Annotated in this window: 21 protein-coding genes; 9 read left to right on the forward strand and 12 right to left on the reverse strand. The window is 55.9% G+C overall.

Annotation, left to right across the window (positions count from 1 at the left end):
* Window positions 1-156: 156 nt before the first annotated feature.
* Window positions 157-534 (forward strand): inner membrane protein YiaB, encoded by a 378-nt coding sequence (yiaB, locus tag KGA69_RS07240; RefSeq protein ID WP_047047737.1) that lies wholly within the window; start codon window positions 157-159, stop codon window positions 532-534.
* A gap of 34 nt (window positions 535-568) precedes the next feature.
* Window positions 569-1,009, forward strand: a complete 441-nt coding sequence (yiaA, locus tag KGA69_RS07245; RefSeq protein ID WP_045390728.1) for an inner membrane protein YiaA — start codon at window positions 569-571, stop codon at window positions 1,007-1,009.
* A gap of 34 nt (window positions 1,010-1,043) precedes the next feature.
* Here yiaA and KGA69_RS07250 read toward each other — a convergent pair whose 3' ends face one another.
* Entirely contained in the window at window positions 1,044-2,039 is a 996-nt protein-coding gene (locus tag KGA69_RS07250; RefSeq protein WP_047047740.1) for an acyltransferase, read from the reverse strand.
* A 184-nt stretch (window positions 2,040-2,223) separates the two neighbouring features.
* On the opposite strand from KGA69_RS07250, the gene KGA69_RS07255 reads away from it, so the two are divergent.
* From KGA69_RS07255 to yidD, 5 genes are all read left to right on the forward strand, one after another.
* The gene (locus KGA69_RS07255; protein WP_045390734.1) at window positions 2,224-2,523 is read left to right on the forward strand and encodes a YsaB family lipoprotein; all 300 of its coding nucleotides are present in this window, start codon (window positions 2,224-2,226) and stop codon (window positions 2,521-2,523) included.
* 137 nt (window positions 2,524-2,660) lie between these two features.
* The gene (gene glyQ, locus KGA69_RS07260) at window positions 2,661-3,572 is read left to right on the forward strand and encodes a glycine--tRNA ligase subunit alpha (RefSeq protein ID WP_001168551.1); all 912 of its coding nucleotides are present in this window, start codon (window positions 2,661-2,663) and stop codon (window positions 3,570-3,572) included.
* A gap of 9 nt (window positions 3,573-3,581) precedes the next feature.
* Window positions 3,582-5,651, forward strand: coding sequence for a glycine--tRNA ligase subunit beta (gene glyS, locus KGA69_RS07265; protein ID WP_020077709.1), 2,070 nt, complete (start codon window positions 3,582-3,584; stop codon window positions 5,649-5,651).
* Window positions 5,652-5,883: 232 nt separating this feature from the next.
* Entirely contained in the window at window positions 5,884-7,503 is a 1,620-nt protein-coding gene (locus KGA69_RS07270; RefSeq protein ID WP_163310975.1) for an ABC-F family ATP-binding cassette domain-containing protein, read from the forward strand.
* Between the two features lie 86 nt (window positions 7,504-7,589).
* Window positions 7,590-7,997, forward strand: a complete 408-nt coding sequence (gene yidD, locus KGA69_RS07275; protein WP_072047949.1) for a membrane protein insertion efficiency factor YidD — start codon at window positions 7,590-7,592, stop codon at window positions 7,995-7,997.
* A 50-nt stretch (window positions 7,998-8,047) separates the two neighbouring features.
* Here the strand turns inward: yidD and cspA are convergent, their stop codons facing one another.
* From cspA to KGA69_RS07290, 3 genes are all read right to left on the reverse strand, one after another.
* Window positions 8,048-8,260 carry a transcription antiterminator/RNA stability regulator CspE gene (cspA, locus tag KGA69_RS07280; RefSeq protein ID WP_000014594.1) on the reverse strand — a complete coding sequence of 71 codons (213 nt, stop codon included), beginning with the start codon at window positions 8,258-8,260 and terminating at the stop codon, window positions 8,048-8,050.
* 264 nt (window positions 8,261-8,524) lie between these two features.
* On the reverse strand, window positions 8,525-8,815 hold the full coding sequence (locus KGA69_RS07285; protein WP_045390740.1) for an HTH-type transcriptional regulator: 291 nt from the start codon (window positions 8,813-8,815) through the stop codon (window positions 8,525-8,527).
* 246 nt (window positions 8,816-9,061) lie between these two features.
* Window positions 9,062-10,420 (reverse strand): MFS transporter, encoded by a 1,359-nt coding sequence (locus tag KGA69_RS07290; RefSeq protein ID WP_047067277.1) that lies wholly within the window; start codon window positions 10,418-10,420, stop codon window positions 9,062-9,064.
* 436 nt (window positions 10,421-10,856) lie between these two features.
* On the opposite strand from KGA69_RS07290, the gene KGA69_RS07295 reads away from it, so the two are divergent.
* Window positions 10,857-11,567: a DUF3053 domain-containing protein gene (locus tag KGA69_RS07295; RefSeq protein ID WP_045390744.1), complete on the forward strand. Its 711-nt coding sequence runs from the start codon at window positions 10,857-10,859 to the stop codon at window positions 11,565-11,567.
* A 66-nt stretch (window positions 11,568-11,633) separates the two neighbouring features.
* On the opposite strand, the gene ghrB is transcribed toward KGA69_RS07295, so the two are convergent.
* From ghrB to KGA69_RS07325, 6 genes are all read right to left on the reverse strand, one after another.
* On the reverse strand, window positions 11,634-12,605 hold the full coding sequence (ghrB, locus tag KGA69_RS07300) for a glyoxylate/hydroxypyruvate reductase GhrB (protein WP_213292940.1): 972 nt from the start codon (window positions 12,603-12,605) through the stop codon (window positions 11,634-11,636).
* 24 nt (window positions 12,606-12,629) lie between these two features.
* Window positions 12,630-13,910, reverse strand: coding sequence for an MFS transporter (locus tag KGA69_RS07305; RefSeq protein ID WP_045390750.1), 1,281 nt, complete (start codon window positions 13,908-13,910; stop codon window positions 12,630-12,632).
* 100 nt (window positions 13,911-14,010) lie between these two features.
* Window positions 14,011-14,946, reverse strand: a complete 936-nt coding sequence (locus KGA69_RS07310) for a sugar kinase (RefSeq protein WP_047047762.1) — start codon at window positions 14,944-14,946, stop codon at window positions 14,011-14,013.
* A gap of 3 nt (window positions 14,947-14,949) precedes the next feature.
* Window positions 14,950-15,699, reverse strand: a complete 750-nt coding sequence (locus tag KGA69_RS07315) for a sugar phosphate isomerase/epimerase family protein (protein WP_063447371.1) — start codon at window positions 15,697-15,699, stop codon at window positions 14,950-14,952.
* A 109-nt stretch (window positions 15,700-15,808) separates the two neighbouring features.
* The gene (locus KGA69_RS07320; RefSeq protein ID WP_045390758.1) at window positions 15,809-16,825 is read right to left on the reverse strand and encodes a LacI family DNA-binding transcriptional regulator; all 1,017 of its coding nucleotides are present in this window, start codon (window positions 16,823-16,825) and stop codon (window positions 15,809-15,811) included.
* Between the two features lie 102 nt (window positions 16,826-16,927).
* A complete protein-coding gene (locus KGA69_RS07325) occupies window positions 16,928-17,590 on the reverse strand; it encodes an OmpA family lipoprotein (RefSeq protein WP_015369222.1) in 663 nt (220 codons plus the stop codon).
* Between the two features lie 168 nt (window positions 17,591-17,758).
* On the opposite strand from KGA69_RS07325, the gene KGA69_RS07330 reads away from it, so the two are divergent.
* Window positions 17,759-20,089, forward strand: coding sequence for a molybdopterin guanine dinucleotide-containing S/N-oxide reductase (locus KGA69_RS07330; protein WP_063447372.1), 2,331 nt, complete (start codon window positions 17,759-17,761; stop codon window positions 20,087-20,089).
* On the opposite strand, the gene KGA69_RS07335 is transcribed toward KGA69_RS07330, so the two are convergent.
* Window positions 20,058-20,498, reverse strand: coding sequence for an N-acetyltransferase (locus tag KGA69_RS07335; protein WP_049061521.1), 441 nt, complete (start codon window positions 20,496-20,498; stop codon window positions 20,058-20,060). The genes KGA69_RS07330 and KGA69_RS07335 overlap by 32 nt on opposite strands.
* Window positions 20,495-21,058 (reverse strand): DNA-3-methyladenine glycosylase I, encoded by a 564-nt coding sequence (gene tag, locus KGA69_RS07340; protein WP_047067270.1) that lies wholly within the window; start codon window positions 21,056-21,058, stop codon window positions 20,495-20,497. Before tag ends, KGA69_RS07335 begins: the two co-directional genes overlap by 4 nt.
* Window positions 21,059-21,243 lie beyond the last annotated feature (185 nt).

Below are 21,243 nucleotides of genomic sequence, written 5' to 3' on the forward strand. Positions count from 1 at the left end.
CATTTATTGGGGCGAATTCCCTTTCTGAATGATTCACTTTGCATTGATTTAATTCACATATTTATTTATTCCGAATTGTGGATTTCAATTCGCTGAAACCGCCGCAACTGGCAATTCCCCGGTCATAATGAGCGTTACGATGGCCAGGGAGGCGCAATGAAATTAAAACGTACGACGGCAAGATTGGTCATGCTGCTGGGCTCGCTGGTTTACTTAATCGGCATCTGGCGAACGTGTCCGCTATTCAGCGGCAAAGGGTACTTTCTTGGTGTGCTGGTGATGGGGATGTTTGCCGTGCTCACGCATCAGCGAACGGAGCTGGAAGCGCAGCGAGACGACGATTTTATCTCTCTGTGCCGGCTGGTGCTGTTGCTATCGGTGGGATTGCTGCTGGTCGGCGCCTGGTTTGTCCCCGCGCCGTGGCGTGAAAAAAGCATTTACGTGATGGCATGGTTTGTCTGTATGTATGGCGCTTCAGCGATATCTTATCCCACCAAAGTCGCGGATAAAGCTCGCAATAGCTCAGTGGAATAAGCTGTCAGTCGACAGCGAAGAGAGGTAGTCAGTAATGGAAATGAAAGCGACGACATATTCACCCGCGTTTCACCTGATCTCATGGATTGCGCTGGTGGGCGGTATCCTCGTGTATTTGATTGGCCTGTGGAACGCGCCAATGGAGCTCAATGAAAAGGGCTACTATTTTGCCGTATTGGTATTGGGTCTTTTTTCCGCCGCTTCTTATCAGAAAACGGTACGTGATAAATACGACAAAATTCCAACCACCGCTATGTATTACATGTCCTGCCTGATCGCCTTCGTGATTGCGATAGGCCTGCTGGTAGTGGGATTGTGGAACGCAACGCTGATGTTAAGCGAGAAAGGCTTCTATGGCCTGGCATTCTTTTTGAGCCTGTTCGGCGCGGTAGCAGTACAGAAGAATATTCGTGACGCCTGGGATCGCTCGCCGTTAAGCGAGGGGAACGCAGTAATCGAAGAGACCGCAGAGTAACCGACGGCGCCCGCGTTGAACGGCGGGCGCTTTTTTAGCTCACTAACCGGCGGCGGTCAATTCGCTGAACCAGTACAGACAGCGCCAGGCTACCCAAGAGCGCAGCGGCGAAAATCCATACAATATCCAGTAATGGCCAGCGGCTAAGCTCAAGACCACTTGCGCGCAGCGCGTGTATAAACAGCGCGTGAAAACCATAAATGCCTAACGAATGTCTGGAAATTAACGCAATACCCGGGAGCTCGCGATTATTGAGGATGTTTTTGCCCAGCGTCAGCAACGAGGTCGCGCAGACAAATACTGCTGGTCCGCAATAAAGATACCAGGTATCGCCGAAATCGCCGCGCCATTGCAGTTCATGCAGCGTGCCGCGTGAAATGACCCACACCGCGGCGGTAAACAGCAGCGCGCACAGCAGGGTTAATCCTCTTCTGTCGGTGTTCATGGCGCCGATCGCCCGGCCCAGTATCCCGTACAGTACGTAGTAAAAGGTATCGCCGTTGATATAAAGATTGATCGGTAGCCATTCAATGCCGCCGGCTTTAATACTTACCGTATTAGGGTTGGCGATGAGGCCAATCACCAGCATCAGCGCCAGCAGCATTTTGCCGCTGACCTGCTTCACCTGAATCAGCGGCGAGAGCAGATAAATCACCACAATGGCAAAGAAAAACCACAGGTGATAAAACACCGGCTTCTGCAGTAAGTTTTTTAATGACAGCCCAACGTTGATATGGGTAAACAGGGTGATATAGAGCAGCGCCAGCGCGCTGTAGAACAGGATACACAGCACGATGCGCAGATAATGGCGCGGCTGGGCGCTGCGTTCGCCAAAAAAAAGATAACCTGAAATCATGAAAAAAAGCGGGACGCTGACGCGCGATGCCGAGTTAAGCAGGTTAGCGATATCCCATTCAAACAGGCTGATGCTATGCGGATGGGTAATATACCAGGTGGTGCTGTGAATCATCACGACCATCAGACATGCTATGCCGCGCAAGTTGGTAATCCAGCTTATTTTTTCCTGCATCTGTACCTCATGGCTCCTGCGTAAAAAGAGTCTGACTCCCGTAGTTTGTCGTCATCACAATGGAATATTCTGAGTTTATCGCCACACTCTTGTAGAGCATCAGTGAGATTCGCAAAATGTTTGTCTGGGTTTACATGGTCTGCACGATAACAATTGGCTAACAAGGCGGTTGAGAAAAATAGTGATGAAATATTTCGTATCAGTCCTGGTGGCGCTGCTGCTGGTCGGCTGCAGCCAGACACCTGCTCAACCTGTCCAAAAAGCGCAAAAGGCACGTATCACGCCGCAAACGACGCTGAATATGGAAAAACTATGCAAGGATCAGGCGGCGTTACGTTATAGCACAGACACCCGTCGCGTCGACGTCAATCATTTCGAGCAGTTCCAGGCGAGCTATGAGCTTTCCGGCCTGACTTCGAGGAATGAACGTTTTATCTGTTCTTTTGATCCAGACGGCCAGTTTTTGCATCTTTCTATGCGCTAAATGCGGCTTGAACGCCGCATGATGGTGCCGCTTTGCTCAAATTTCGCTAAACAAAGGCGTTTCATACTGTATATCTCGCAGCCAGCGGGTATACTGATCCCTTCCTTTAAATCCACACGTATCCAGCACGAAATAATATGCAAAAGTTTGATACCAGGACCTTCCAGGGCCTGATCCTGACCTTACAGGATTACTGGGCTCGTCAGGGCTGCACCATTGTTCAACCACTGGACATGGAAGTTGGCGCCGGCACCTCCCACCCGATGACCTGCTTACGCGCGTTGGGGCCAGAGCCGATGGCGACCGCCTACGTGCAGCCTTCTCGTCGCCCGACCGACGGTCGCTATGGCGAAAACCCGAACCGCTTACAGCACTATTACCAGTTCCAGGTGGTGATTAAGCCGTCTCCGGACAACATTCAGGAATTGTACCTCGGATCTCTGAAAGAGTTGGGTATGGATCCGACCATTCACGACATCCGCTTCGTTGAAGATAACTGGGAAAACCCGACGCTGGGCGCCTGGGGGCTGGGTTGGGAAGTGTGGCTGAACGGTATGGAAGTGACGCAGTTCACTTACTTCCAGCAGGTTGGCGGCCTGGAATGTAAACCGGTTACCGGTGAAATCACTTACGGCCTGGAGCGTCTGGCGATGTACATCCAGGGCGTGGACAGCGTCTACGATCTGGTCTGGAGCGATGGCCCGCTGGGCAAAACCACCTACGGCGACGTGTTCCACCAGAACGAAGTGGAACAATCCACCTATAACTTTGAATATGCGGACGTAGACTTCCTGTTCACCTGCTTCGAGCAGTACGAGAAAGAAGCGCAGCAACTGCTGGCGCTGGAAAACCCGCTGCCGCTTCCTGCCTACGAACGTATTCTCAAAGCCGCCCATAGCTTTAACCTGCTGGATGCGCGAAAAGCCATCTCCGTCACCGAGCGTCAGCGCTATATTCTGCGCATCCGCACCCTGACCAAAGCAGTGGCAGAAGCTTACTATGCTTCCCGTGAGGCCCTGGGCTTCCCGATGTGCAACAAAGACAAATAAGAGGCGGCCATGTCTGAGAAAACTTTCCTGGTGGAGATCGGCACCGAAGAGCTGCCACCAAAAGCACTGCGCAGCCTGGCTGAATCCTTCGCTGCCAACTTTACTGCGGAACTGGACAACGCTGGCCTTGCGCACGGCGCCGTCGAATGGTTTGCCGCGCCGCGCCGCCTGGCGCTGAAAGTGGCGAATCTGGCCGCCTCGCAGCCGGATCGCGAAGTCGAAAAACGCGGCCCGGCCATTGCCCAGGCGTTTGACGCGGAAGGTAAACCAAGCAAAGCGGCCGAAGGCTGGGCGCGCGGCTGTGGAATCACCGTCGATCAGGCTGAACGTCTGACCACCGATAAAGGCGAATGGCTGTTGTATCGCGCCCACGTTAAAGGTGAAAGCGCGCAGACTCTGCTGCCGAACATGGTTGCAACCTCGCTGGCGAAGCTGCCGATCCCGAAACTGATGCGCTGGGGCGCTTCTGACGTTCACTTCGTGCGTCCGGTACACACCGTGACCCTGCTGTTGGGCGATCAGGTTATTCCGGCGACCATTCTGGGCATCGCTTCCGACCGTATCATCCGCGGACATCGCTTTATGGGCGAGCCGGAATTCACCATCGACAATGCCGATCAGTATCCGCAGATTCTGCTGGAGCGCGGTAAAGTGATGGCGGACTACGCCGAGCGTAAAGCCAAAATCAAAGCGGACGCTGAAGCGGCGGCGCGTAAGATTGGCGGTAACGCTGACCTGAGCGAAAGCCTGCTGGAAGAAGTGACCTCTCTGGTCGAGTGGCCGGTAGTGCTGACGGCGAAGTTTGAAGAGAAATTCCTCGCGGTGCCATCCGAAGCGCTGGTTTACACCATGAAGGGCGACCAGAAGTACTTCCCGGTCTATGCTAACGACGGCAAACTGCTGCCGAACTTCATCTTCGTGGCGAATATCGAGTCCAAAGATCCGCAGCAGATCATCTCCGGTAACGAGAAGGTCGTTCGTCCGCGTCTGGCGGATGCCGAGTTCTTCTTCAATACCGACCGTAAAAAACGTCTGGAAGATAACCTGCCGCGTCTGGAAACCGTGCTGTTCCAACAGCAGCTGGGAACCCTGCGCGACAAGACCGATCGCATTCAGGCGCTGGCGGGCTGGATTGCCGAGCAAATCGGCGCTGACGTTAACCATGCGACCCGCGCGGGTCTGCTGTCCAAGTGTGACCTGATGACCAATATGGTCTTCGAGTTCACCGACACGCAGGGCGTGATGGGGATGCACTACGCGCGTCATGACGGCGAAGCGGAAGACGTCGCAGTGGCGCTGAACGAGCAGTATCAGCCGCGTTTTGCCGGCGATGCGCTGCCGTCTAACCCGGTTGCCTGCGCGGTGGCTATTGCCGACAAGATGGACACCCTGGCGGGTATTTTCGGTATCGGCCAGCATCCGAAAGGCGATAAAGACCCGTTTGCGCTGCGTCGTGCCGCGCTGGGCGTGCTGCGTATCATCGTTGAGAAGAACCTGAATCTCGATCTGCAAACGCTGACCGAAGAAGCGGTGCGTCTGTACGGCGAGAAACTCACTAACGCCAACGTCGTTGATGACGTCATCGACTTCATGCTGGGACGCTTCCGCGCCTGGTATCAGGACGAAGGCTACGGCGTTGACACTATTCAGGCGGTACTGGCGCGTCGTCCGACTCGCCCGGCGGATTTCGATGCGCGCATGAAGGCCGTATCGCACTTCCGTACGCTGGAAGAGTCCTCCGCCCTCGCGGCGGCAAACAAGCGCGTATCCAACATCCTGGCGAAATCCGACGAGACCCTGAACGATATCGTTCATGCCTCGGTGCTGAAAGAAGCGGCGGAAATCAAGCTGGCCGGTAATCTGGTGGTGCTGCGTGATAAGCTGCAGCCATACTTCGCCGAAGGCCGTTATCAGGATGCGCTGATTGAGCTGGCTGCGCTGCGCGAGCCGGTTGATGAGTTCTTCGAAAATGTGATGGTTAACGCCGAAGACAAAGATGTCCGCATCAACCGTCTGACGCTGCTGTCCAAACTGCGCGAGCTGTTCCTGCAGGTTGCGGATATTTCGCTGCTGCAGTAACTATCTCGAGAAAGGTCAAAAGCCTGCCATCCGGCAGGCTTTTTTTTGCCTTATCGCGATGGTGAAAAAATAATCTTGAAATCCAGGTTCAGGCCTGGCTATCCTATGTCCCGACGAATCCCTCGTCTCACTGGAGCGCGCACGACAAATGAACAAACACGACTGATGAATTTCACGCCTTACCTTGCAGACGCTGCGGGTAGGGGAGTATTGATTTCATTCAGGAGTGCTTATGGCTCATTGCGCCCACACCCCCTCATTTGTTTTACATCAGGTCACCTGTCAGTTCGCGACGGGGCAGACGCTTTTTGGCCCGCTGAATTTATCGCTGGAACCGTTGCTTTGCGGCCTTGTTGGACGCAACGGCGTTGGCAAGACACGCCTGTTGCGTCTGCTGGCGGGCCTCGATTCTCCTTCCGGCGGACATATCGAACGGTCGGCTACGGTTGCCTGGGTGGCGCAGCAGCCGACCCTCACGGCCGGGACCACCATTGCCTCGCTACTGGGTTATGCACCGCTATTTGACGCTTTGTCCCGTCTTGAACAGGGGAAAGGACTGGCAGATGACTTCGAACTGTTAGATGGTCGTTGGGATCTGCCCGATCGCCTGAGTTCAGCCTTTCGCGATGCCGATCTCCCGGCATTCTCCGCCGATCGTCCCGCTTTTTCGCTCAGCGGCGGCGAACGGATGAAGGCGCTGCTGTGCGGCGCATTTGTTTCCGGCGCGGACTATCTGTTGCTGGATGAACCCACGAATCATCTCGATCGTCAGGGCAGGGAGTGGCTGTATCAGCAGCTGGAAATCTGGCGGGGCGGGGCATTAATCGCCAGCCACGACCGTGAATTACTGGCTCGGATGTCGAAGATTATTGAGCTAACGCCGGCGGCGCTGCGCAGCTACGGCGGTAATTATGCCGCATATCAGCAGCAGCGCGAAGCGGAGCAACAGGCCGCCCGAGCGGCGCTGGAGCATGCCGCTATCGAACGGCGGCGCACCCGGGCGCGGATGCAAAAGGAGCATGATGCGGCCCAGCGGCGATCGGCGCAGACGCTGCGTACCGTCGATTCGCTGAATATCGCCTCTTTCGAACGTGTGAAGTACAAGGGTGCCGCAAAAGAGCGCCCGGGCACGCTGCGCCGTCAGCATCGTGAACAGAACAGCAGCCTGAATGCCGCCGTGCAGCAGGCGTGGGAGCGGGTAGAAGAAGATAGTCCGGTGATGTTCACGCTACCGGGCAGTGAAGTGGCCGCCGGCAAGCAGGTACTGGTGCTGGAATCACTGCAGTTAGCTCACTCATCCACCGCGCCGCTCGACTGGCGGGTAGATGGCCCGATGCGCATCGCGCTAAAGGGGCCAAACGGCTGTGGCAAAACAACATTGTTGAAAACCCTGATGGGGCTGGAGCAGGCAACCTCTGGCGATGTTCGGCTGTCGGTGAGCGCGGCGTATCTCGATCAGCATCTGTCGCAGCTGGATTTATCACTATCGGCAATGGAGCACCTGAACTTAGGAAACACTCCGCTGGATGAAGGAATGCTGCGTAGCCGTCTGGCGCAGCTCCAGCTGGGGGCTGACAAGGTCAGCCTTCCGCTGGCGGCGTTAAGCGGCGGCGAGCGACTGAAAGCGGCGCTTGCCTGCGCGCTCTGGCGGCGGGACTCAACACAACTTCTGCTACTGGATGAGCCGACCAATCACCTCGATCTGGCTTCGACCCAGGCAATTGAAAGCGCGCTGGCGGCGTTTCCCGGCGCGATACTGGTGGTATCGCATGACGAGGCATTTTTACAAGGCCTGAAATTGACCCATTGCCTGGAGTGGCGGGATACGGGCTGGCATTTCACTGTCATTTAAAAGTGGTCGTTTTTGGGAATTCATTTATACCTGTCGGTCGATCGGGAGGGATATGATGACTGATAGCCAGTACATTTTAGGTATATATGGACAACCTAATTTTAAAATTAATTGTTTTCTATCAACGGATTGTCTCTCCCCGTAAGGGCTACCGCTGCGCCTATAGCGTTTTACATCATACGCAGGGTTGTTCAGGTGCGGTAAAAGACATTATTCATAACAAAGGCGTCGTTGACGGTTGGCGAGAAATTCGTCAGCGATTCGCCGACTGTCGGGTGGCTGCGGAAACCCTACAGCAACAAAAACTCGCGGCTAACCCAGCGGGTAAAAAAAGACGTAAACCGGGAAGAAAGCGCGATGCTTGCGATGGTTGTGATGTTGTCACTGGCTGCGACGGTAAGTGCTGTTCCCACCTGGTGCCGGATAATCTGCCGGATCTGGATTGTCCTTGCGACTGTTTATCAGTGAGATTGTGGCGCCGGAATAATAGATAAAAAAAATCCCCGCCATAAGGCAGGGATTTATTATTCTTAGCGGCTTGAACTTACAGAGAAGTTACGTTGCCAGCTGCCGGGCCTTTAGCGCCGCTTTCGATGGTGAAGGAAACTTTCTGACCTTCGTCCAGGGATTTGTAGCCATCGTTCTGGATAGCAGAGAAGTGTACGAACACGTCTTTAGAGCCATCGTCAGGAGTGATGAAGCCGAAGCCTTTGTCAGCGTTGAACCATTTTACGATACCAGTCATTTTACCGGACATAGTGAATTACCTTTAAAAAAATTAGTGAGCCTTGCGGCGTAGTGGTCTGGACTACAGATTTAAAGCGATAAAGGGAAAGTTCACTACGGGGATATCTAATGGATAACCTTTGAAGGACTGCTCTATTCGACTGCTCTGTGGTCTGTACATCAAACCTGCGAGCATTAACGCATGTTCTCAGTCGGATAGCAAACTTTTTTTCATCAGGATATAAAACGGCCCTGCATCAGGACCGTTACCAAAAGAAGATAGTAAACCAGTTTTTCAATCTATTAGCTGCCTTGAGAGCTGCGGATTGGCCATCATCAGGCGCATCAGTTTGAGTTCCGTGGATGACGGTTTTACCCGTCGCGACTCCCACTCTTCGACCATTGCGACGCTGACGCCCATGGCATTGGCGAAATCATCGGTCTTAAGCCCTGTGCCTTTACGCAGCCGTTCAAATTCATTAAAAACGCTTGGGGTACGGGCAAGCGTGGCCGTTTGCGGCTGATCTTTAAAAACAATTTGTTCCAGGTTACTCAACAAATCAAATACGGGATCTTTATATTCCATTGAGAGCTCCTATTCTGTCTCACTGCGGAGAGGAAAATACATCGAGCCATTTAAGAATAGTCGCAAAAGTAAGGAAAATAATAACCGCAGTGATTATTTGTTGGCGTGGTTTCGTTAATCACCCGGAAAAGCGGCGTGCGTAAAAGCTAAGATGATGATTCCTAACATCGACAGCGGCTTTAGAAAATTTATGTAAATGATGGTTTGCGGCAAGAAAAAGCCAGCGCAGAGCGCTGGCTGGATTGATTAGGCTTTTTGTAAATTCTTGCTGTCATTTTCGCTGACGGTTGGCTGGCGCTGGCTCATTTTGTATTTCACCAGCAGAGCGATAGCGGATAAAAACGCCGGGATCGCCAGCATCGTGAAGATAGTTTCAAACGACAATTGCGCCTGCATCAGGAAAGCGCCGCTGAAGGCGCCGAGGATCCCGCCGAAGCGGCCGATACCGAGCATCCAGGCAACGCCGGTGGCACGGCCCTGGGTTGGATAGAACCCGGCAGCCAGCGCCGGCATTGATGATTGCGCGCCGTTCATAATGCTGCCGGCGATGAACACCATCACTCCCATCAGCAGCAGATTGCTGGTTGAGAAACCGACCAGGCAAACAAAGACGCCGGTGAGCAGCCAGCCGACGGCAACCACCTTGTTAGGGTTGATCTTGTCCATTAGCGCGCCGAGTATCAGTACGCCAATCCCGCCGCCGAGCGGGAACAGCGCGGTGATGATAGAAGCCTGGCTCATCGAGGCGCCGGTTTCGCGGATCAGCAGCGGTAGCCAGCTGGTCAGCAGATAGAAAATCAATAATCCCATAAAATAGGTCAGGCACAGCATCACGGTGCCCACGGCGTAGCGCGGGGAGAAAATCACGCCAATGGCCGACTTTTCCTTCACCTGGCCTGCTTCACGTAGCTCAAATTCAACCGCATCCGGCAGCGGCGCGATACGCTTCAGGATGGCGGCGATGCGTTGTGCCGGCTGCCGTTTCACGACCATATAGCGGGCGGATTCCGGCAGCAGGAACATTAACGCCACGGCCAGCAGCAGCGGCATCACGCCGCCAAGCACTAACACGCTTTGCCAGCCATAGTGCGGGATCATCCAGGCTGACAGGAAGCCCCCGAGCGACGATCCCATCGGGAAGCCGACGAACATCAGGTTTACCATCAGCGCGCGGCGGCGTTCCGGAGCATATTCGCTCATTAGCGTCGCGGCATTCGGCATTGCCGCGCCTAAGCCCAGACCGGTGAGGAAGCGTAATAATGTCAGTTGGTTCAGGCTGCTGGCAAACGCGGTTAACAAACTAAAGCCGCCGAACACCAGGATCGACATAATCAGCACTTTCTTGCGGCCAATACGGTCGGCGAGCGGCCCGGCCGTCAGCGCGCCGACGGCGAGCCCGACCAGAGCGGCGCTCATTACCGGGCCCAGCGCGGATTTCTCAACGCCCCATTCCTGTACCAGGTCTGAAGCAATAAATCCGATAATCGCGGTATCAAATCCGTCCATCGCGACGGTAATAAAACATAAGGCGAGAATCATCCATTGGTACTTAGTGAATGGATGTTCGTTGATAAAAGCCTGAATATCGATGGTTGTTTTCTTCATACGGCATTCCTGGCAGGCTGAGCGGGGGACAGAGGTATTGTTATAGTCTCCCTCGCTATCATTGATGTTGGCTGTGCGATAATCGAACATAACGCCGTTAATCGCTCATTAATCAAACCATTGAACCTGCCTGTAGACAATGTGCCGCCGTCAGGAAGCGTGCGATTATCGTCCGCTTTGCCCAATTCATTCACCGATGATTTTATTAATTTTAATTAAATCAAAAAGATATTTACTATTTTTGCCGGTTAAGTTATCGCGTTAAATGTGATGAACTTAACAGCGGACATGGCTGGCGCCGGGGTGGCAAAAAAGGGCATTTTCCACGGTAAGATTATCAGGAAAGGGTATCCTGCAAGCCCGTCCTGGACTATCCTTGTCAGCGTCTGGCACGCGTGTGCCTGTTTGCGCTTTTTTTGGCTGAAGGAGTAAAAAAATGGCGACAGGAAAGTCCTGCTCTCGCTGGTTTGCGGCCGTTGCGGCCATATTAATGGTGGTTAGCCTGAGTGGGTGTTTTGATAAAGAAGGCGATCAGCGCAAAGCGTTCATCGACTTCCTGCAGAATACGGCGATGCGTAGCGGCGAACGTCTGCCAACGCTTACCGCCGATCAGAAAAAACAGTTCGGCCCCTTCGTTTCCGATTATGCGGTGATTTACGCTTATTCACAGCAGGTCAGCCAGGCGATGGATGCAGGTCTGCGCCCGGTGGTTGATAGCGTTAACGCCATTCGCGTGGCGCAGGATTATACCACTCAGCGTGAACCGCTGCGTCAGGCTAACGGCGCGCTGGGCGTGCTGAGCCAGCAGCTGGAAAACGCCAAAATGCAGGCCGATGCCGCGCATGGCGCGCTGAAGCAGGCTGATGACCTTAAGCCGGTTTATGACCAGGTGTTTAATAAAGTCGTGACGGCGCCGGCGAATGCGCTGCAGCCGCTGATCCCGGCCGCGCAGATCTTTACTCAGCAGCTGGTCCAGGTGGGTGATTTTGTCGCTCAGCAGGGGACGCAGGTGAGCTTCGTGGCCAACGGTATTCAGTTCCCGACGTCACAGCAGGCGAGCCAGTACAATGCGCTGATCGCCCCGCTGGCCGCACAGCATCAGGCCTTTAATCAGGCCTGGACGGCGGCGGTTAACGCCACGCGTTAATCGGTATATCGCTGTTCTCCCGGCTGACGGCGTAAGCGCCGCCGGCCGGTCTTCTGCTTTTCTCGCTTACTTCACCTGCGGGTTCACACAGTTCTTCTCTACCTTGCCGTTCAACGCGTCAATCAGATTGTCTACCGCGCAGGCCGCCATGTTATAACGCGTCTCGTGGGTAGCGGAACCAATGTGCGGCAGCGCGACCACGTTCGACAGTTTCAGTAATGGCGAATCTTTTGCCAGTGGTTCATGTTCAAAGACATCAAGACCGGCGGCGTGGATCTCACCGGCCTGCAGCGCCGCAATCAGCGCCTGCTCGTCAACCACCGGACCGCGCCCGGCGTTAATGAAGATGGCGGAAGATTTCATTTTGGCAAACTGCGCTGCGCCGAACAGGTGGTGGGTCTCTTCGCTCAGCGGCAGGATCAGGCAGACGAAATCCGCTTCCTGTAACAGGGTATCCAGATCGCAGTAGCGGGCGTTAAAGCGCTCTTCCGCCTGCGGATGCTGACGGCGCGCGTTATACAGAATCGGCATGCCGAAACCGAAGTGGGCGCGCTGCGCCAGCGCCATGCCAATGCGGCCCATGCCGACGATGCCTAAGGTTTTATGGTGTACATCGCAGCCGAACCAGTCCGGCCCGATGCTTTTGGTCCATTCGCCCGCTTTCACGCGTTCAGCGACCTCAACCACCCGACGCGCGGTGCTCAGCACCAGCGCCATCACCGTATCGGCGACGGTTTCGGTCAGCACGGTCGGCGTATGCATCAGCAAAATCTTGCGCGCGTTCAACGCATCGACATCAAAATTGTCGTAGCCGACAGACACGGTAGAGGTCGCACGCAGCTTCGGCATTTTCTCCAGTAACGCGGCGTTAACCTTTTCACTCGAACCCAGTAAACCTTCCGCCTGGGCGAAAGCCTCCGCGTGCTGTGAAACGGTTTCCGGACGCAGGTTTTTCACCTGGGTGACGGAAAAATGTTCCTCCAGACGATGTAACAGGTCGTCGGGAAGCGTTTTATAGAGAATGACAGACGGCTTCATGCGAATCTCCGTAGCGTAAGTAGTTCAGGCGTGATGAGCGCCAAGCGGAAGTTTTTGATTCTTAGCAGGCTTAACAATTAAAGTAAGCCATACCGAGGCGAAAAGCGCCACACCCATGAAAATGTACGAGGCGGACGGGCTGCCGGTTGCGCCGTTGAGATAGCCGACGAACCACGAGCCAAAGAAGGAACCCAGCGCTCCCATACTGTTGATCAGCGCCATCGCGCCGCCGGCGACGTTGCGCGGCAGCATCTCCGGGATAATCGCAAAGAACGGGCCGTACGGGGCGTACATGGCCGCGCCGGCGATCACCAGCAGGGTATAAGAGACCCAGAAATGGTTGGCGCCGACGGCCCACGAGCCGATGAACGCCAGCCCGCCAATGAGCAGCAGCGGCCAGACAAACAGCTTACGGTTCTGCATCTTATCGGAAGCCCAGGAGACGGCGATCATCGCAATCGTTGCCGCCAGATAGGGTACTGAAGAGAGCCAGCCTACCTCGACCATCCCCATGTTTTCGCCGCCGCTGCGGATGATTGACGGCAGCCACAGTACGAAACCGTACACGCCGATGCTCCAGGCGAAATATTGCATACACAGCAGCACCACGTTGCGTGAACGGAAGGCTTCGCCATAGTTACGCACCGCTTTGATACCCTGCTGCTCGCGCTCCAGCTGTTCCTGCAGCGCCGCTTTTTCACTTTCCGCCAGCCAGTTCACCTGCGACGGTTTGTCTTTCACCAGTACCCACCAGCAGAAGGCCCAAATTACTGCAGGGATCCCTTCAAAGATAAACATTTCACGCCAGCCGAAGGCCTGGATCAGATAACCCGATACGACCGACATCCACAGTACGGTGACCGGGTTGCCGAGGATCAGGAAGGTGTTGGCGCGCGAACGCTCTGATTTGGTGAACCAGTTACTGATGTAAATCAGCATCGCCGGCATGACCGCCGCTTCCACCACGCCAAGAATAAAGCGGATGGCCGCCAGCGCCGGGATGTTATGCACTACGCCGGTCAGCGAGGCGCAGCCGCCCCACAGGATCAGGCAGATAAAGATAAGTTTACGCACGCTGCGGCGTTCGGCGTAAATCGCTCCGGGGATTTGGAAGAAGAAGTATCCAAGGAAGAAAAGGGCGCCCAGCAGCGATGAGATGCCTTTAGTGATGCCAAGGTCTTCGGTAATGCCCGCGGCCGATGCAAAGCTGAAGTTGGCGCGGTCAAGGTACGCCAGGCTATACGTGATAAACACGATAGGCATGATGTACCACCAACGTTTTGCTGCATTTGTTGAACTGTTCATAGGCTTGCCTCTGTCAATGAGGTGACATACGCCCGCCGGGACGGGCGCTGCTGTGCCGCACTGCATGTAGGGTACAGGACGGCTGTTTTAGGTGAAAAGATTATTCGCCCAGCGCTTCGCGGGTGGGCAGCCCTTCGCTATCGCCCTGGACCTGAATGGCCAGCGAGCCAATTTTGTTACCGCGGTTCACGGCTTGCGTCAGCGTTTTGCCTTCCAGCAGCGCGCTGATCACGCCGACGGCAAAGCCATCGCCCGCGCCGACGGTGTCCACCACGTTATCGACTTTAATCGCGGCGATGGCGCCCTGTTCGCCGTCAGCGGTCTTGAACCAGGCGCCGTCGCAGCCGGTTTTAATCACCACCGCCTTAACGCCGCGCGACAGATAGAAATCAGCGATACCTTCCGGCGTCTGCTGGCCGGTAAGAATCACACCCTCTTTTAAGCCTGGCAAAACCCAATCAGCCTGGAAGGCGAGGCGGTTCAGTTTCTCCACCATCTCGGCTTCGCTTTTCCACAGTACCGGGCGCAGGTTTGGGTCAAAAGAGAGGGTTTTCCCTTCGGCTTTCATTACGTTGGCAGCATGTTCCAGCAATGCATACGAGCTGTCGGACAGCGCGGCGGCGACGCCGCTTAAGTGCAAATGGCGGGCGCTGGTGAAGTAATCGGCGCGGAAATCTTCCGTCGACAGATGGCTGGCAGCCGATCCTTTACGGAAATATTCCACGATGGGATCGGTTCCATTTTCGACTTTAGATTTCATCTGGAAGCCGGTAGCGTAGCGCTCGTCAACGGCTACGCCGCGCGCGTCGATACCTTCTTTGGCCAGTGAATTCAGCACGAAACGGCCAAAACTATCGTTGCCGACGCGGCTCACCCAGCCCACCTTCAGCCCCAGTCGCGCCAGTCCGGTCGCCACGTTCAGTTCAGCGCCGGCCACGCGTTTGATAAAGCGTTCAACTTCCGCCAGTTCGCCGGTTTCGGTGGCGACAAACATCGCCATGGCTTCGCCAATGGTAATGACATCTAAGTTTTCCATGGCTTAATCCTCGCGTAACAGATCAACGTAATGGCGGGTGACGGCGGTCAGGTCGTCGCCGACCAGCGGGAATTCAATACCGCGCGGCGCGTCGGCGGGCAGGTTATCGAGCAGCGCCAGCCAGCGTGCGTCCGCCTGGTCCGGTGGGACGGCGCGATACTTCTCATGATGAGGCTCCGCCGCCTTCACATGAATATAGCTGACTGCGGGGGCCAGATGGCGTGCGGCTTCTTCCGGCGAATCGCCAACCCACAGCCAGTTCCCCATGTCGAAAGTCAGCGTCACCGGCATCTGATGGACCCGGCAGGCGGCTTTGAAACGCTGCATCGGCGCCAGTTGGCCGCAATCGGTCTGGTCATTTTCGACCACCAGAGCCATGCCGCTGTCGCTCAGAATATCGCGCAGCGTCTCCAGCTGTTGATTATGGATGAAATGACCGAGGGAGAGCTTCAGCCACAGGGCGTTGAGGGCTTGCGCTTCCTCAAGTAATGACGGGAGATTAGGATTGAGCTCGCCATTGTCGGCGAACAGCGCCTGCGGCGCGGAGTAGCAGGCCAGCAGGCCCCGTTTTTCAATGTCGGCCGCCAGCGTCGGCAACTGCTTCAGTTCCGCCGCGCTGAACAGCTCGCGGCGAATTTCCACGCCATCGGCGCCGGAACCGGCGATAAAGGGTAATACGGCGGACTGCCCGCCAAGCGCTTTAACGTGGTCGTTGCCATAAGCGGCGGTGACGACAATGATTTTTCTGGCCATTGAACAAACTCCTGGCGTGGTGGGGCTTAACTCCCTATTACGCTAGATGGTACCGGTTCCAAAGAAAAGGCCAGGATGTTTAATTTATGATCGTCATCACGATGAATCGTTAACGAGAAGTTGATCCCCGCACAATGAGCTCGCCGGAGAACACCCGCTCGCAGATGGGGTCGCTGCCGCCTTCGATACGTCTGACGACCTGTTCGACTGCGGCATAGCCAATCTGCCAGGTTGGTTGTTTGAGGGTGGTGATGCCGACGCCGGCCAGCTCCGCCCATTCCAGCTCATCGAAGCCCAGCAGGCCGATATCGCTGCCCCAGATGAGGTCAACGCGCTTCAGCGAGCGGGCTACCTGTAACGTCAGGGCGCCGTTGGCGGAAATCACCGCTTTGCGCATTCCGCGGTGGCGGGCGTGGAACTGGCGCAGGACGTTATCCATCATAGCGCCGTCGTTGAGCGGCACCTCGGCGTTTTCCGCCACTACGCCAGTATAGCGCTGTAGGGTGGCGCGAAAGGCGTCCAGACGTTCGCGGCGGGTGTTAACGGAGCCAATCGGCTCGCTTAAAAACAGCAGCGCTTCAAAACCCTTTTCTACCAGATGCTCGGTGGCGGTGGTGGCGGCCTGGGTGTTATCCAGCCCCACGACATCACAGGCGAAATCGGGGATTTTACGGTCGATAAGCACCATCGGCAGCGCGGATTGCTGCAGACGGTTGAGGCCTTCTTCGCGCATGCCGACCGCATTAACCACAATCCCTTCAACCTGATAGCTGCGTAAGAGGTCGAGATAGTGGAGCTCCTGATCGATTTCGTTGTTGGTATTACATACCAGCAAGGTGAAGCCTTTTTCGCGGCAGGCGGCTTCGATCCCGCTTAACACGTTCACGGAGTAAGGGTTAGTGATATCGGCGATGATCAGGCCAATCAGGCGGGTACGGCCATGTTTCAGGCCACGGGCCATCAGGCTGGGACGGTAGTTGAGCTCGGCAATCGCTTTTTCAATCCGCGCCAGTAGATCGTCGGATAGCAGATGTTTTTCGCCGTTGAGATAGCGTGAAATGCTGGTTTTACCGGTCTTCGCGGCTTTCGCCACGTCGCTGATGGTTGCTCGCGCCGCTTTCGCCATGATGGCTTCCTTTGCTGAAAATCTGCCAACACCTTAGCGCGAAAAATAGCGATATCAAGCATTTTGCCCGGCAGGAAGGCTGCCGGGCCGGAAACGAGAAGATTACTGCAGCGGGCTGAGGGTAATTTCCACGCGACGGTTCTGCGCTTTGCCTTCCGCCGTGCTGTTGCTGGCGATCGGGTTCGCCGGGCCCATGCCGGTGGTGCGAATACGGTTAGCTGCCACGCCCTGAGTGATGAGCGCGCTGGCGACGCTGTCGGCACGCTGTTGTGACAGACGCATGTTCAGATCGTTGCTGCCGGTGCTATCGGTATATCCGACGACGTTAACGGCGGTTTTCTCGTACTCTTTCAGCACCATCGCGACGCCGGTCAGGGTGTTGGCGCCTGCAGGTTTCAGGTTGGCGCTGCTGCTGTCAAAGGTGACGTTATTCGGCATGTTAAGCACGATATTGTCGCCATTTCGCGTCACGCTGACGCCGGTTCCCTGCATTTTTTCGCGCAGTTTCGCTTCCTGCACGTCCATGTAGTAACCGATGCCGCCGCCGAGCGCCGCGCCTGCCGCTGCGCCAATCAGCGCGCCTTTGCCGCGGTCATGTTTGGAAGAGGAGAGCGCGCCGACGCCTGCGCCCACTAAGGAGCCGATACCCGCGCCGATGCCGGATTTTCCTGCTTCGCGTTCGCCGGTATAAGGGTTGGTAGTACAACCAGAAATAGCCAGTGTGCCGCTAACGATAGCAGCAATCATCAGTACGCGTTTTTTCATCTTATTTCCTTAATCCTTTTTATTCTTTGCCACCGCAAGCGTGACGGTTGATTATGACGTCCGAATACGGAGAAAATTCCCCGCAGGGTATCTCTTTTTGTAAGTAACATTGAACGGTTGACTAACAAACCGCCACAACACCTGCATTCGCTGACCCAGGAGCCTGCTTTGCCAACCTCATCTGCAACTAAAACCATCCTAACCGCGGCCCACTGGGGGCCAATGCTGGTAGAGACGGATGGTGAAAATGTGATTTCGTCCCGCGGCGCGCTGGACACTCCCTTCGCCAACTCGCTGCAAACGGCGGTGCGCGAACAGGTGCATAGTAAAACTCGCGTTCGCTATCCGATGGTGCGAAAAGGCTATCTCGCCTCGCCGCAACAGCCGCAGGGCGTACGCGGCCAGGATGAATTCGTGCGGGTAAGCTGGGAGCAGGCACTTGATCTGATTGATGCCCAGCATCGACGGATCCGCGAAAGCTACGGCCCGCAGTCGATTTTCGCCGGTTCCTATGGCTGGCGTTCTAACGGCGTGTTGCATAAGGCGGCAACCTTGCTGCAGCGCTATATGAGTCTTGCCGGGGGCTATACCGGACACCTCGGCGATTATTCAACCGGCGCGGCGCAGGCGATCATGCCTTACGTGGTAGGCGGTAATGAAGTTTATCAGCAGCAGACCAGCTGGCCGCTTATTCTGGAGCACAGCGAGGTGGTGGTGCTGTGGAGCGCTAATCCGCTGAATACGCTGAAAATTGCCTGGAACGCCTCGGATGAACAAGGGATCCCCTGGTTTGATCGCCTGCGCCAGAGCGGCAAACGGCTGATCTGTATCGATCCCATGCGATCGGAAAGCGTTGATTTCTTTGGCGAATCAATGGAGTGGATCGCGCCGCATATGGGCACTGACGTCGCGTTGATGCTGGGGATCGCCCATACCCTGGTCGAGCATGGCTGGCAGGACGATGAATTCCTCGCCCGCTGTACCAGCGGTTATGACATTTTCGCCCGCTATTTGAGTGGTGAAAGCGATGGCGTCGCCAAAACCGCCGAATGGGCTGCGGCGATCTGCGGCGTAGCGGCGGATAAAATCCGCGAACTGGCAAAACTTTTCCATGAAAATACCACCATGCTGATGTCCGGCTGGGGCATGCAGCGCCAGCAGTTTGGCGAGCAAAAACACTGGATGCTGGTGACGCTGGCGGCGATGCTGGGGCAGATTGGCACGCCCGGCGGCGGTTTTGGTCTTTCTTACCACTTTGCCAACGGCGGCAACCCGACGCGCCGCGCCGCGGTGCTGGCCTCTATGCAGGGGAGCGTGGCGGGAGGAACCGATGCGGTGGAGAAAATCCCGGTCGCCCGTATCGTTGAGGCGCTGGAAAACCCTGGGGCAAGCTATCAGCACAACGGGATGACGCGACGCTTTCCCGATATCCGCTTTATCTGGTGGGCGGGCGGCGCCAACTTTACCCATCATCAGGATACCAACCGCCTGATTCAGGCCTGGCAGAAGCCGGAGCTGGTTGTGATTTCCGAATGCTTCTGGACCGCCGCCGCGCGCCATGCCGATATCGTCTTACCGGCGACCACTTCGTTTGAGCGCAATGATCTGACCATGACCGGCGATTACAGCAATCAGCATCTGGTGCCGATGAAGCGGGTAGTCGCGCCGCGCGATGAAGCGCGCGACGATTTTGATGTCTTTGCGGACCTGAGCGAACGCTGGGAGGCGGGCGGTCGCGAACGTTTCACCGAAGGAAAAAACGATTTGCAATGGCTGGAGACCTTCTACCAGATTGCCGTCCAACGCGGGGCGCAGCAGCAGGTGACGCTGCCGCCGTTTGCCGAATTCTGGCAGGCTAACCAGCTAATTGAAATGCCGGAAAACCCGGATAACGCCCGTTTCTCCCGCTTCGCGGCATTCCGCGCAGACCCGCAGGCTAACCCGTTAAAAACCGCGAGCGGGAAAATTGAAATTCACTCGCCGACCATTGCCGGCTTTGGCTATGCCGATTGTCCGCCGCACCCGATGTGGCTCGAGCCTGATGAGTGGCACGGCAACGCCGAGGCGGGTCAGCTACAGGTGCTTTCCGCCCACCCGGCGCACCGCCTGCATAGCCAGTTGAACCAGACTTCGCTGCGAGAACGCTACGCCGTCGCCGGGCGCGAACCGCTGACTATCCATCCGCTGGACGCGCAGGCGCGCAATATCGCCGACGGCGATCTGGTGCGGGTGTGGAATTCACGTGGTCAGGTACTGGCCGGCGCGGTGGTCACGGAAGGTATTCGCCCGGGGGTGATTTGCCTGCATGAAGGCGCGTGGCCGGATATCGACCCCGATGCCGGAATTTGCAAAAACGGCGCGGTGAACGTGCTGACGAAAGATATTCCGACCTCGCGTCTGGGCAACGGTTGCGCCGGGAATACGGCGCTGGCATGGCTGGAAAAATATGATGGACCCGCGCTGGCGCTCAGCGCATTTGACCCGCCGGCCAATGCATAATCCAGGTCGGATGCTGGGTGTCGTCCTGCCACGCGCAGTCTTCTATACGGAAGCCCTGCGCGTGGTAGAAATTCACCGCCCGCACGTTTTTCTGATAAACCTCCAGACTTAGCCAGTCGTAGTGCTGCTTGACCTCATCAAGCAGCGCGCGGCCGATACCGTGGCGGATTGCTTGCGGGGCGACGAAAAGTGCCCCGACGAAGCGCGAATCCATCACGCTGACAAACCCTTTCAGCGCATCATTCTCCTGCCACACCCAGGTGGCGGCGGCGGGAAGATAGACATCGCGCACGACTTCCAGACTCTCCCGCCAGTAGCTTTCTGCAATGAACGGATGCGCGTAAATAGTGCTTTCCAGCCACAACTCGAGTAGCGGGCCGGTCTCTGCGGCATCCCATTTTTTGATCATGCTGGTCTCCCGGGGTGGCAACAGCAACCGGTCACGTGATCGTTGACTAACCCGCAGGCCTGCATAAATGAATAACAGATAGTGGAGCCGACGAATTTAAAGCCGCGCTTTTTCAGCGCCTTAGATAGAGCATCGGAGGCTGGTGTGGTGGTGGGGATTTCGGCGAGCGTCGCGGCATGAGTAATTTGCGGCTGATTATCGACAAACGACCAGACGAAATCGCTGAATGCTTCGCCGTTGGCTTCCATGGCGAGAAACGCCCGCGCATTGCCGATGATGGCCTGGATCTTTCCCCGATGGCGGATGATGCCCGCATCCTGTAGCAGGCGCTCGACGTCTGCTTCATCCATGGCCGCTACGCGAACCGGGTCAAACTGGTGAAAGGCCTGACGATAGTTTTCCCGTTTTTTCAGTACGGTTATCCACGAGAGTCCCGCCTGCTGGCCTTCGAGGCAGATCATTTCAAACAGCTTTTGCGGCGTTCTCTCGGCGACTCCCCATTCGTTATCGTGATACTGGATATAAAGAGGATCCTGGCTTACCCATCCGCAACGTTGCATGTTTCTCTCCCTTTCGTCAGAAAACTTTTTCATCCGCCTTGACGGCTGAAAGATAAAGATAATAGTTAATACAGGGAAACCACTTCCCATCAACTCCTTATACTTCAAGTTGCGTAGAAGTGGGCGGCAGCTCGAATTATTTTGAGTATAAAAACACAGCAACATTGCCGATTCGGCTCTTTTGG

Source organism: Klebsiella sp. A52 (assembly GCF_018388785.1).
Taxonomy (GTDB): Bacteria; Pseudomonadota; Gammaproteobacteria; order Enterobacterales; family Enterobacteriaceae; genus Klebsiella; species Klebsiella aerogenes.

What these genes read in the sequence shown, in the direction of transcription:
- KGA69_RS07325 (WP_015369222.1), bottom strand. Translation starts at nt 17,590, where the DNA reads ATGAAAAAACGCGTACTGATGATTGCTGCTATCGTTAGCGGCACACTG.
- KGA69_RS07295 (WP_045390744.1), top strand. Translation starts at nt 10,857, where the DNA reads ATGGCGACAGGAAAGTCCTGCTCTCGCTGGTTTGCGGCCGTTGCGGCC.
- KGA69_RS07250 (WP_047047740.1), bottom strand. Translation starts at nt 2,039, where the DNA reads ATGCAGGAAAAAATAAGCTGGATTACCAACTTGCGCGGCATAGCATGT.
- KGA69_RS07305 (WP_045390750.1), bottom strand. Translation starts at nt 13,910, where the DNA reads ATGAACAGTTCAACAAATGCAGCAAAACGTTGGTGGTACATCATGCCT.
- KGA69_RS07335 (WP_049061521.1), bottom strand. Translation starts at nt 20,498, where the DNA reads ATGATCAAAAAATGGGATGCCGCAGAGACCGGCCCGCTACTCGAGTTG.
- yiaA (WP_045390728.1), top strand. Translation starts at nt 569, where the DNA reads ATGGAAATGAAAGCGACGACATATTCACCCGCGTTTCACCTGATCTCA.
- KGA69_RS07270 (WP_163310975.1), top strand. Translation starts at nt 5,884, where the DNA reads ATGGCTCATTGCGCCCACACCCCCTCATTTGTTTTACATCAGGTCACC.
- KGA69_RS07285 (WP_045390740.1), bottom strand. Translation starts at nt 8,815, where the DNA reads ATGGAATATAAAGATCCCGTATTTGATTTGTTGAGTAACCTGGAACAA.
- glyS (WP_020077709.1), top strand. Translation starts at nt 3,582, where the DNA reads ATGTCTGAGAAAACTTTCCTGGTGGAGATCGGCACCGAAGAGCTGCCA.
- KGA69_RS07290 (WP_047067277.1), bottom strand. Translation starts at nt 10,420, where the DNA reads ATGAAGAAAACAACCATCGATATTCAGGCTTTTATCAACGAACATCCA.
- yidD (WP_072047949.1), top strand. Translation starts at nt 7,590, where the DNA reads ATGGACAACCTAATTTTAAAATTAATTGTTTTCTATCAACGGATTGTC.
- KGA69_RS07320 (WP_045390758.1), bottom strand. Translation starts at nt 16,825, where the DNA reads ATGGCGAAAGCGGCGCGAGCAACCATCAGCGACGTGGCGAAAGCCGCG.
- KGA69_RS07255 (WP_045390734.1), top strand. Translation starts at nt 2,224, where the DNA reads ATGAAATATTTCGTATCAGTCCTGGTGGCGCTGCTGCTGGTCGGCTGC.
- tag (WP_047067270.1), bottom strand. Translation starts at nt 21,058, where the DNA reads ATGCAACGTTGCGGATGGGTAAGCCAGGATCCTCTTTATATCCAGTAT.
- KGA69_RS07315 (WP_063447371.1), bottom strand. Translation starts at nt 15,699, where the DNA reads ATGGCCAGAAAAATCATTGTCGTCACCGCCGCTTATGGCAACGACCAC.
- KGA69_RS07310 (WP_047047762.1), bottom strand. Translation starts at nt 14,946, where the DNA reads ATGGAAAACTTAGATGTCATTACCATTGGCGAAGCCATGGCGATGTTT.
- cspA (WP_000014594.1), bottom strand. Translation starts at nt 8,260, where the DNA reads ATGTCCGGTAAAATGACTGGTATCGTAAAATGGTTCAACGCTGACAAA.
- yiaB (WP_047047737.1), top strand. Translation starts at nt 157, where the DNA reads ATGAAATTAAAACGTACGACGGCAAGATTGGTCATGCTGCTGGGCTCG.
- glyQ (WP_001168551.1), top strand. Translation starts at nt 2,661, where the DNA reads ATGCAAAAGTTTGATACCAGGACCTTCCAGGGCCTGATCCTGACCTTA.
- ghrB (WP_213292940.1), bottom strand. Translation starts at nt 12,605, where the DNA reads ATGAAGCCGTCTGTCATTCTCTATAAAACGCTTCCCGACGACCTGTTA.